Origin of the sequence: Paraburkholderia sediminicola (assembly GCF_046027825.1) — a bacterium.
Classification (GTDB): Bacteria; Pseudomonadota; Gammaproteobacteria; order Burkholderiales; family Burkholderiaceae; genus Paraburkholderia; species Paraburkholderia sediminicola_D.
In genome coordinates, this window is record NZ_JAQQDU010000163.1 from 1 (window position 1) to 10,226 (window position 10,226).

Genomic DNA, 10,226 nt, shown 5'->3' on the forward strand with positions numbered 1-10,226 from the left:
GGGGCGCAAGCCGGGCGGGGTTTTTTTATTGGCTTCGAAGACGCTATGCCGTGAGGCGATGGCGGTACCGCTGCGGCAGCTACTCGCAGCAGCCGGACTGCGGACGTGATGCCGTTCGAGGCAGGTGGGGTGCCTCGTTCAACGGCTCACTTAGCCGTTCATTCGCAACTCATTCAGCGGCTAGCAAACGCGAACGCAAACCAGCCGGAGCTGCCGCTCGTCGACATACGCCGCGGTCGGCGGCTCGTGCTTTGCGGCGTGGCGACCGGTGCATTGCGCGTAGCGGTGAGGCGCAGCGGCGTCGGTTTGCGCAGCAGCGTGCGCAGCGAAAAGCGGCGTGAACTGCCTTGCAGGCGCAGCGCGGAGAAGAAGGTGTGGAACCACGTGCGAATGCCGTCGACCGCTTTGGCTTCGCGCCATTGCTCGCCTAATGCGCGAGTGCGGGTGGCATGGTGACGCAGTGCGCGCACCACATGACGGCGCGCCGGACGCGCCGCTTTCAATGCAGCGCGGGTAAGACGGGTGCTCAGAAGAGTATGCATGGCTTCACAAGTAGGCAACGTTTCGCGCGACCGCGTGTGCGTCAGAAGCAGCACCAACTGTGCCAATGACGGTGTCGCGATGGACGGCGCGAAAGCCTGGAATTCGGGGGAAAAGGGCACGGAGGACGGCGGGGCCGGTCACAGCGGCGCTTGCGCGCCGCAAAAGTGCGGGAGTAGCGATCAACATGTGTGCAGGCTACACGCGATTCATGACGTCAGAAAGTCGGTTTTTACCCTGCGAATACGGGTTTTTACGGGGTAAACGTAATGCGCACGCTGGTGGGGTCGCGCCCTTTGCGGTCGATTTTCGTGCGTGCTTGCCCTGACAGCGTGCCGTGCAAACCGCCATTTTGCGTGAAAGTAGTGCGTAAGGCAGGGGTTTCTCGAAAGGCGAAACAGCGCACAGTCCGATCGCGCCCGTTTTACAATCGAGCATCAGCCAGTCGAAAGTAACGGAACACCATGTCACTTCACTCGAAGAAAGAACAGATTCAAACGTTGCGGGAGCAAGGATTTGTCGTTGTGCCTGGTTTGGTGTCGCCCGAGCGTTGCGGCGAACTGAAGCAGATAGCGGAGCGCCAGTTGCAGGAAGCGGCGGCGCCGATCGAGTTCGAGGCGGATTTGCGGTATCCGGGTGCGCCGGAATCCAAACATGCGCCGGGCGGCCATACGGTTCGCCGGCTGCTGGATGCATACGGGCGCCATCCGCATTTTGCGCAATGGGCGACCGCGCCGGAAATTCGGGGCTGGATGGAGTTGTACTTCGGTGAGGAGCCGCGCTTATCGCGGGCGCATCACAATTGCATGATGACCAAGCACCCGGCTTATGGCAGTTTGACCGGCTGGCATCGTGACGTGCGGTATTGGTCGTTCGAGCGTGACGACCTGGTGTCGGTGTGGCTCGCGGTCGGCCAGGAGACGGTCGATAACGGCGCATTGTGGCTGGTGCCGAAGTCGCACAGTGCCGCCTTCACGTCCGACCGGTTTGACGAGGCCAAGTTTTTCCGCTCCGATCTGGAAGAGAATCAGGCCTTGATTCGCACCGCGGTTTCGCCTGAGCTCAACGCCGGGGACGTGGTGTTCTTCCATTGCAACACGCTGCATTCGGCTGGCAAGAATCTCAGCGATCAGGTGAAATTTTCTTTGGTATTTACCTATCACGGGGCGAGCAATGTGCCCCTGCCGGGATCCCGCTCGGCGGCCAAGCCTGAAATTGCCTTCTAGCCTGTTTGCCTCGCGCGGCGCGGAAATCCGTGGCTATCCGCGGATTCGGCGCCGCGTAGGCAATCGACGCGCTACCGCTTGCGTCCGGAAAGACCCACCCCGGTCAGGCCGGCGATGGTGGCGATCACGCCAGCCACAATCAGCAGGACCGCCTTGTTGGTCGGCGATCCGGTAAACACGCGCGACACTTCGCTGCTGACCGAGTTGAACGCCTGCCCGCCGAAATACAACAACACGATACCGCCGACAATCAGCGCGATTGAAATCGCCTTCGTCATGAACCCGCTCCTCCGATAAGCTTTGATCGGCCAAAGTGTAGGGGAGCCGCAAGCCGTCGTCCATCCCGCATAGTGGGCGTCTGCAGGCAGCACGGCGATTGGCTACCATAGCAGTCTGGCCTCACCCAACCTAAAACCTGCACGCCTCCCGCAGCATGTGATTTCCTCACGCCCGTGATCGCCGGGCGACTTCAACATCAAGGACACTAGCAATGGCTTACGAAGCAGCTTCAGAACGCTATTCGGACATGCAATACCGCGTCTGCGGCAAGTCAGGTCTCAAACTGCCGGCGCTGTCGCTGGGCCTGTGGCACAACTTTGGCGATACCACGCCGATCTCCACGCAGCGCGATATCCTGCGCACGGCCTTCGATCTGGGCATCACTCACTTTGACCTCGCCAACAACTACGGCCCCCCGTACGGCAGCGCCGAAACCAATTTCGGCCGACTCTTCAAAGATGACTTCAAGCCGTATCGCGACGAACTCCTGATCTCGTCGAAAGCGGGTTGGGACATGTGGCCCGGTCCGTACGGCCAGGGTGGCGGCTCGCGTAAATACGTACTCGCGAGTCTCGATCAGAGCCTGCAGCGCATGGGCCTCGACTACGTCGATATCTTCTATTCGCATCGCTTCGACGCCGATACGCCGCTCGAACAGACCGCTGGTGCATTGGCTAGCGCCGTGCAGCAGGGCAAGGCGCTATACATCGGAATTTCGTCATACTCGGCGACCAAGACGCTCGAAATGGCCAAGCTGCTTGCCGAGTACAAGGTGCCGTTGCTGATCCATCAGCCGGCGTACAACATGCTCAACCGCTGGATCGAACGCGAACTACTGGACACGCTCGAAGAGGTTGGCGCGGGTGCTATCGCATTCACGCCGCTCGCGCAGGGCTTGCTCACCGGCAAGTATCTGAACGGCGTGCCCGAAGACGCGCGCGTCAACAAGCCGGGCGGCGGTTCGTTGAAGCAGGAGCATTTGAGCCCGCAAAACATCGAACACGTGCGCAAGCTCAACGACATCGCGCAGCGTCGCGGGCAAAGCCTCGCGCAGATGGCGCTCGCATGGGCAATGCGCGATCCGCGCGTCACGTCCGTGCTGATCGGCGCAAGCCGCGCGGAACAGGTGCGCGAGAACGTTGGTGCGCTGAAGAATCTCGCGTTCTCGAAGGAGGAGTTGGCGGAGATCGACCGCTACGCGACTGAAGGCGGTATCAACCTTTGGGAAAAACCGTCGACGGATCAGGCGATCTGATCGCGCAGCGTTTCACGTCGTAGAAATATGCCGCAGAAACAGAAAAGCCGCCCGTGAGGCGGCTTTTTTATCGACGCGTTCAAGTGCACACGCTTCCTACGCAGTGGATGAAGCGACTGCGTTCAGTCGACCGACCCAGCGGCGAAGCGTAGAGGCCGTCTTCGCCAGACCCCGCTACACCAGCGCAGGCAAGCCTTCGACCAGCACGACCGCGAACACCACGCCGAGCAGCGCGCCTAGCACGCGTAGCGCGTTGTGCCGAAATTCCGTCTTGCAGGGGAGCGCACCGACAAACAGAGCGCCAGCCAGCGCCATCGGAATCACCAGGATGAAATCGCCGATCGTGAAGTAGGTCGTCATACCCGTCTCCTTTTTTAGTACTGGCGCGGGCAATGGCTCTATTTCTGGAGTCATGCACTGCCAACGCTCGATTCGAGTATAGGCGACGGTTAGATCAACATAACAACGCTTTGCGGCGCTGCAGCGCGTCTTCGCAGGCTGCTGAACCCAGTGCTGCAAGGACCGCCGCGATTGTCGCGTCGCAGCAAAAACGCTGTAATAAATTAAGTATTTGCTTACACAGACCTTACTTTTTAGGCCGGTTCGATGCGCAGTGGCTAGTTCGCGCCCGGCTGAGATCCACCCCACGTAAGTCCGCGTTCATGCTGCGGACGGGCTCGGGTTTCCTGAAGCCGATCAGCTGCGTCTCTTCATACGGCGCTCCGTTCGCGCTGACGCAAGCGCGTGGCCGCAAAGATGCCCATGACGAGCAGCGTGCCTACCAGTCCAGCGACACCGTTCCAGCCATAACCGGCCCAGATATGGCCGCCATAAGAGCCGACCACGCTCGAGCCGATGTAATACGCGAGCAGATACAGTGCGGCGGCCTGCCCCTTGGCTTCTTTCGCGAGACGTCCGACCCAGCCGCTCGCCACCGAGTGTCCGGCGAAGAAACCAAACGTCACGCAGGCGATCCCGATTGCAATTGCTGCGATCGGATGCAGCATCGTGAGGGCGAGTCCGAGCGCCATCAGCAGCAAGCTGCCGGTCAGCACGCGCGCCCGGCCAAAGGTGTCAGCCATGCGGCCCGACCACGGCGAGGCGACGACGCCCGTCAGATACACGACGAAAATCGCACCGATCTCTGTTTGACTCAGCAGGCAAGGCGGTGCGAGCAGCCGGTAACCGATGTAGTTGTACAGCGTGACGAAGCTGCCCATCAGCACGAAGCCGAGCAGAAACAGCGGAGGCAAGCCGGGACGCGTGAATTGCTTCAGCAGGGCAGTGCGATGATGGGTGAAGCCGAGCCCGCGACGCGGTACGAAATGGCGCGACGGCGGCAGCAACGCACGAAACGCGAGCATCGACAGAATGCCGAGTACGCCGATCGTGCCGATTGCCACGCGCCACGAAAACAGATCCGCGACGACGCCGGTAATCACGCGCCCAGCCATCCCACCGATCGCCGTGCCGCCGACGTACAGCCCCATCGCGAGACCGAGTCCATCGGGGTGCACTTCTTCCGCGAGATACGCCATCGCAACGGCGGGCACGCCTCCGAGCGCGAGGCCTTCGAGCGTGCGCAACACGAGCAATTGATGCCATTGCGGCGCGATCGACACACCGATCGTCAATAGCGCCGACAGCGTGAGCGACGCGGTCATCAGCTTGTGACGGCTCCAGCCTTCCGACACGAAGCCGGCCACGAATATGGCAAGCGCGAGCGCGGCTGTCGTCAGCGAGAGCGACAAGCTGCTCTGTGCCGGCGTCACGCTGAACGTCGTCGAGAATGCGGGCAGCAAGGGCTGTACACAATACAGCAACGAGAAGGTGGCGTAGCCGGCAAACAGCAGCGCGATGCTGGCGCGCCAATAGGCCCGCGTGCCGCGTTCGAGATAAGAAGCGTGGGGGACGTCAGGCACGGTAGCGGAGGTGGAAGACGCGGATGAAGCAGGAACAGCCGAAGTAGCAGTCCGGTGGGATTCCGGCGATGCGGTCACGAAAGAATCTCCTTGGGGAACGCAAAATACTCAAAGGAGTGAAGGATACGTTGAATAGGCTGGACAGGTTCGCGCGATGCGAGGTCCGCGGACGTGAATATTTGCCTTTCGCGCGGACGACAGGATTTTGATATATCACCCCGGCTGGGTTTATGATGATCTCGTTACGACGCTTTACGCCCAGATCATCGGCCCGGCGCGCTGTAATCGGAATAGGGCGAAACGACGGGTGAACAGCCTTGAGTTCGCGCTTTCCGTGGCCCCGCAAAACGGGAACAATGACTCGAACCTCTCACGCGTGTTACGCGCAGCAGATTGGGTGCGTACGCAACGTTATTGGCGAAGCGGCGCTTTTATCATCACCTTGACCGGCGCGGAAACCATAAAGCCGGCTATAGGAGAAACGGGGAAACATCATGCAAATCGGTTCCATTGTCCGCTCGGTGCATATCGCTGTACCGAAAGACGCACGTGGGATTGTCATGCGCATTCTTGGCGACATGGCGATGGTGGCCTGGTATGCCGGCGAACCCGGCACTTCGGAGCATCTGAACACTGAACCCTTTTTCCTTGAAGATCTGATTGATACGGGCGAGCAGGTGCGCCCGGCGAGCGCGCAGGTGCATTGAAGCTGGTTTGAGTCTGATTCATGGTGGTTGCAGGTGGCTGGATGCCGCAAGGTGAGCCGACGCCCTCGTCTTTGACGGCGGCGCGGCGCACAATGCGAGCATGAACGACGACAATCTCGACCCACAGGACGGCGCCGATAGCGCCGTACCTTTCGCCCGGCTCAAGCCGGAAATCGTGCTTGACGCGCTCGACAGCGTGCTCAGCAGCGTCGGTGTGTACACCGACGGCCGCATGCTGCCGCTCAATAGTTACGAGAACCGCGTGTACCAGGTGGGCGTGGAAGACGGCCCGCCCGTGGTCGCCAAGTTCTACCGTCCCGAGCGTTGGACCGACGCCGCCATTCTCGAAGAACACTCCTTTGTCGCCGATCTCGCCGCGCGCGAAATTCCGGCGGTGCCCGCGCGTGTTTCCGACGGCCGCACGCTGCACACCTTCGACGGTTTCCGTTTCTCGATCTTCGAACGCCGCGGCGGCCGCGCGCCCGATCTGGACCGGCGCGATACGCTCGAATGGCTAGGGCGTTTTATCGGCCGCATTCATGCGGTTGGGCAGACGCAGAACTACACCGAACGTCCCACGCTCGACATCAACACGTTCGGCTACGAGCCGCGCGACTTCCTGCTGTCGCACCGTTTCATACCTGACGATGTCCGTGCCGCGTGGGAAACCGTCGTGAATCTCGCGCTCGAAGGCGTGGAACGCGCCTTCGAGCGCGCCGGCGAAATTCGCATGCTGCGCATGCACGGCGATTGTCATCCGAGCAATGTGTTGTGGACCGACGCGGGTCCGCATTTCGTCGACTTCGACGATAGCCGCATGGGTCCGGCGGTGCAGGATTTGTGGCTGCTACTGCCGGGCGATCGCGCCGAGGCTTCGCGTGCACTCGCCGATCTGCTTGCCGGGTACGAAGACTTCTGCGACTTCGAGCCGCGCGAACTGTATCTCGTCGAAGCGTTGCGCACGCTGCGGCTGATTCACTATCAGGCGTGGCTCGCGCGCCGCTGGGACGACCCGGCGTTTCCGGCGGCGTTTCCGTGGTTCAACACGCAGCGCTATTGGGAAGACCGCATCCTCGAACTGCGCGAGCAGCTCGGCGCGATGCAGGAAGGGCCGCTCTGGCCGGTTTGAGCGTTTGCGCTTCTCTGCACCTGCCGGGTCTGTGGCCGTGGCGGCAGGTGATACCGCGGCAGCGCGTGGGACGTTGGCCCCAGGACGCTGCTACGGGACGTCGACGAGGTCTTACGGCGCCTGTGACGCCACGCTCGACGATTGCACCAGCGTTGATTTGACGATCACTTCGGCGCGCACGTCGCGCCCGATCGCTTCGATCGCGGGACGCATCTGCGTGAAGTCGTCGGGTGTGCAGACATCGCTATCGAAATGGGTGGTGCCGTCGCGCGTCATCGTCACGACGTTGCTGAGCGGATCGAGCGTGTATTGCGACTGGAAATCGACGAAGCGGTCCTGGGTTCGTTTGGCTTCCGGCATCTCGAGCACGTGGAAATTCGCGGGCAATTCGATGCGCGCGCGTTCATGCAGCGTCAGGTTGTGGCAGACGAAGGGCTGCGTGCGCTGCCGTTCACCGAGCCAGTAGCGGGTGTCCGCCGCGAAGCCGCCGGCCAGACTCGTCAGCGCTGGAATCGATGCTGCCGCGCCCGGCACCACGAGATTTTCGAGCGTACCTTTCATCGTGATCGTCAGCGGGCCGTCGGCCACGGTGAGGTCGTTGGTCGTCAGCGTGGCAGTGCCGCGCAGGTTGACGCTGCGTAACTCCGCCTGGATCGAATCATCACGTTGCGCGGGCGACTGTGTGCGCAACATGGCGCGTCCCTGTTCGGCCGAAGCGCCCGATACTTCCAGCCGATAGGTGAAGCTCGCCGAACCATCCGGTTCGACCTTGATCGACAGGTCGGTGCTGCGCGTCATCAACTCGGTGGCCGGTGTTTGCGCGACCACACCCCGATTCACGAGCACGGTGGGCCGGTTCATATCGGACGACGGCAGAAAGCCGAATTCGACATTCGATGCCGTCGAGTCAGCGTATTGCTGCAAATCCGGCAGCCACGTGATGGCGTGATTGATGACGCCGTAGCCCGGCACGCTGGGCAGCGTATAGATCGTGCCGCTGCTGATCAAGGCCGGCTCGTTGCGGATGCCGACCGCGTCGAGCAGCGCGCCATATAACGCCACGTGATCCTTGCAGTCGCCGTAACGGTTCGCGAGGATCGCGCTTGCGCTGTGCGGCACCACAGAGTCGCGCCCGACATAGATCGCGACATAGCGGACGTTGCGGCGCACCCAGTCGTACAGCGTCTTGGCTTTGTCGTGCGGGGTATGGTCACGTGCGGTGAGGTTTTGCGCGAGATGCGTGACGGTGGCATCGCGCGCGTTCGGGTCGGCGGCGGAGGCTCTGTAGCTGGCGGCAAAAGCGGCGTAGTCGGGAAAAGTCGAGACCATCAGCCGGTCGCCATACGATACGTAGGCGATCGAGCCGCGCTCCAGCCGGCTGAAATGTGCCTTGTCGTAACGATATTCGTAGCGTGTGCGGCCGCCTTGCGTGACCGGTTGCAACGCGGTGAAGCCGCGCGCATCGGCATAGAGCGGCTTGTCGGCGGGCAGATCGTAGATCAGGCGGAAGTTGTGGGTCGGCGCGATATCGGGTGGCGTGAAGTCGCTGAACTCGCCCGGCACGATCGGCTCCTTTTGCGTCTTGCGATAGGTGAGGTGCACGCGCGCGCCGGGTTCGACGGCGGGGAATACGATGACCTTTTCCAGGATGTCCTGAAACATCGGCGCTTCGAACGAACGGACTTCCTGCACGTCGCGAATCTGGTCGGGCTGCACGTCGTGACGCACGCCATCGGCGGTGGTCGTGTACGCCTCGAGGATCTGCACGTCCGCCATGTTGCGATTGAACCAGACGTACTGCTGCGCGACCCGCGCGACGCCTGCTTCGTTATTGACGTGCAGCGTCATCGAATCGAGCTTCGAGAAGGAGCCGTCGGCGTTGACTGTGAAGGTCTGCGTTTCGCCTTCGTTGGTGTAGGGATCGTCCAGTTTGGTCGCGATGCTCGCGCTCGCGGCGTGGATGCCGGCAAGCCAGCCGAGAGAGGCAAGACAGACCCAGGAGGTGAGGCGCATGGCAGGCAGGTATCCGGAACGGCAACGTTGACGGGATCGCCAGCTAGAGTCCCTTTGCGCCGCCAGGAAGTCAAGCGGATGCCGCGCATTGCGATTGAGCAAATGCCTCAATTATGTAATGATAGCTATTCTCAATTGAAAGGCATCGCCAGCTTTCTGTCACATTTCTCCTCCTCTGTGACTGCCAGCCAGCTTTTCAGCCGGACGACCTGGACCGCAAGCCGGATTGTCCGGCCCTTCCTTTCGCTACCTCTTTTACCGCTGGTGTGAGCGTGCGCCTTGTCGCTGGACGCCGGCGATGGCTTAACTTGCTGCGCCTGGAGTATTGAAGTGAACGCGCCTGACTCGATCGATATGAAGCCTGCTGGTGCTGCTGCTGGTGGCGGCACGCAGTACACCGCCCATACGCCGGAGCGTGGTCATCATTTGATGGACGACGCCGAGCAGACGGCGCGGCGCCGGCGTTCGCGGCGGGCGAATTTCATCAAGTGGTTGCGCAAGGTGCACGGCTGGGTTGGCCTGTGGGGCGCGGTGTTGGGGTTGTTGTTCGGCGCGACGGGTTTTTTGCTGAACCATCGTGGTGGTCCGTTGAAGGTGTCGTCTGGCGAGCCGCAGGTTGAGGAGATGCAGATTTCCGTGCCGCAGGGGAAGCTGAAGTCGCCGATGGATATGGCGAAATGGCTCAAGGGTGAGTTGAAGATCGACGGCAAGCCGGGGCGGGTGAAGCGCGAGCCGGCGCACGCGGTGGCATGGGGGGATCACAGCACGATGCAGCCGGAATTCTGGCAGGTCGGGATTTTTGGGCCTACCCAGAATGTGCAGGCGGAGTACTGGGTGGGGAATGGGTTTGTTGCGGTGAAACGCACGCAGAACTCGTTTCTTACGACGATGAATAACCTGCACCGCGGGGTGGGGTTGAGTGTTGGGTGGGTTTTGTTGATCGATACGATCGCTGGTGGGATGATTTTGTTGTCGTTGACTGGCGTTTTGCTTTGGACTGAGTTGAATAAGCGGCGTGTAGTGGGGGTTTTGTTGGTTGGCGGGTCGGTGGTTGCCGCCGTGGTTTGTGGATTGATGTAAGTGGTGTTTTTGCCTTTGGCGGCGGCATGTTGCTGTGTGTCTACGGCGTTGGGCTTTGCCTGGTTTGGTTGCCGT

Annotated in this window: 10 protein-coding genes; 5 read left to right on the forward strand and 5 right to left on the reverse strand. The window is 61.4% G+C overall.

What is annotated here, in order from left to right; all coding sequences use genetic code 11:
* Positions 1-173 precede the first annotated feature (173 nt).
* Positions 174-542 carry a hypothetical protein gene (locus PQQ96_RS40505; protein WP_408302803.1) on the reverse strand — a complete coding sequence of 123 codons (369 nt, stop codon included), beginning with the start codon at positions 540-542 and terminating at the stop codon, positions 174-176.
* A gap of 462 nt (positions 543-1,004) precedes the next feature.
* Here PQQ96_RS40505 and PQQ96_RS40510 point away from each other — a divergent pair, with 462 nt between their 5' ends.
* Positions 1,005-1,766, forward strand: a complete 762-nt coding sequence (locus PQQ96_RS40510) for a phytanoyl-CoA dioxygenase family protein (RefSeq protein ID WP_120302629.1) — start codon at positions 1,005-1,007, stop codon at positions 1,764-1,766.
* 71 nt (positions 1,767-1,837) lie between these two features.
* On the opposite strand, the gene PQQ96_RS40515 is transcribed toward PQQ96_RS40510, so the two are convergent.
* Positions 1,838-2,044 (reverse strand): DUF3185 family protein, encoded by a 207-nt coding sequence (locus PQQ96_RS40515; protein WP_408302805.1) that lies wholly within the window; start codon positions 2,042-2,044, stop codon positions 1,838-1,840.
* 212 nt (positions 2,045-2,256) lie between these two features.
* Here PQQ96_RS40515 and mgrA point away from each other — a divergent pair, with 212 nt between their 5' ends.
* Positions 2,257-3,300 carry an L-glyceraldehyde 3-phosphate reductase gene (gene mgrA, locus PQQ96_RS40520; protein ID WP_408302806.1) on the forward strand — a complete coding sequence of 348 codons (1,044 nt, stop codon included), beginning with the start codon at positions 2,257-2,259 and terminating at the stop codon, positions 3,298-3,300.
* Between the two features lie 174 nt (positions 3,301-3,474).
* On the opposite strand, the gene PQQ96_RS40525 is transcribed toward mgrA, so the two are convergent.
* A complete protein-coding gene (locus PQQ96_RS40525; protein WP_091797197.1) occupies positions 3,475-3,660 on the reverse strand; it encodes a hypothetical protein in 186 nt (61 codons plus the stop codon).
* Between the two features lie 350 nt (positions 3,661-4,010).
* A complete protein-coding gene (locus tag PQQ96_RS40530; RefSeq protein WP_408302808.1) occupies positions 4,011-5,300 on the reverse strand; it encodes an MFS transporter in 1,290 nt (429 codons plus the stop codon).
* Positions 5,301-5,716: 416 nt separating this feature from the next.
* Here PQQ96_RS40530 and PQQ96_RS40535 point away from each other — a divergent pair, with 416 nt between their 5' ends.
* On the forward strand, positions 5,717-5,929 hold the full coding sequence (locus PQQ96_RS40535; RefSeq protein WP_063494501.1) for a hypothetical protein: 213 nt from the start codon (positions 5,717-5,719) through the stop codon (positions 5,927-5,929).
* Positions 5,930-6,029: 100 nt separating this feature from the next.
* A complete protein-coding gene (locus PQQ96_RS40540; protein WP_408302810.1) occupies positions 6,030-7,058 on the forward strand; it encodes a serine/threonine protein kinase in 1,029 nt (342 codons plus the stop codon).
* 111 nt (positions 7,059-7,169) lie between these two features.
* On the opposite strand, the gene PQQ96_RS40545 is transcribed toward PQQ96_RS40540, so the two are convergent.
* On the reverse strand, positions 7,170-9,071 hold the full coding sequence (locus PQQ96_RS40545) for a DUF3857 domain-containing transglutaminase family protein (protein ID WP_408302812.1): 1,902 nt from the start codon (positions 9,069-9,071) through the stop codon (positions 7,170-7,172).
* 330 nt (positions 9,072-9,401) lie between these two features.
* On the opposite strand from PQQ96_RS40545, the gene PQQ96_RS40550 reads away from it, so the two are divergent.
* Positions 9,402-10,151 (forward strand): PepSY-associated TM helix domain-containing protein, encoded by a 750-nt coding sequence (locus PQQ96_RS40550; protein ID WP_408302813.1) that lies wholly within the window; start codon positions 9,402-9,404, stop codon positions 10,149-10,151.
* The last annotated feature ends 75 nt before the right edge of the window (positions 10,152-10,226 follow it).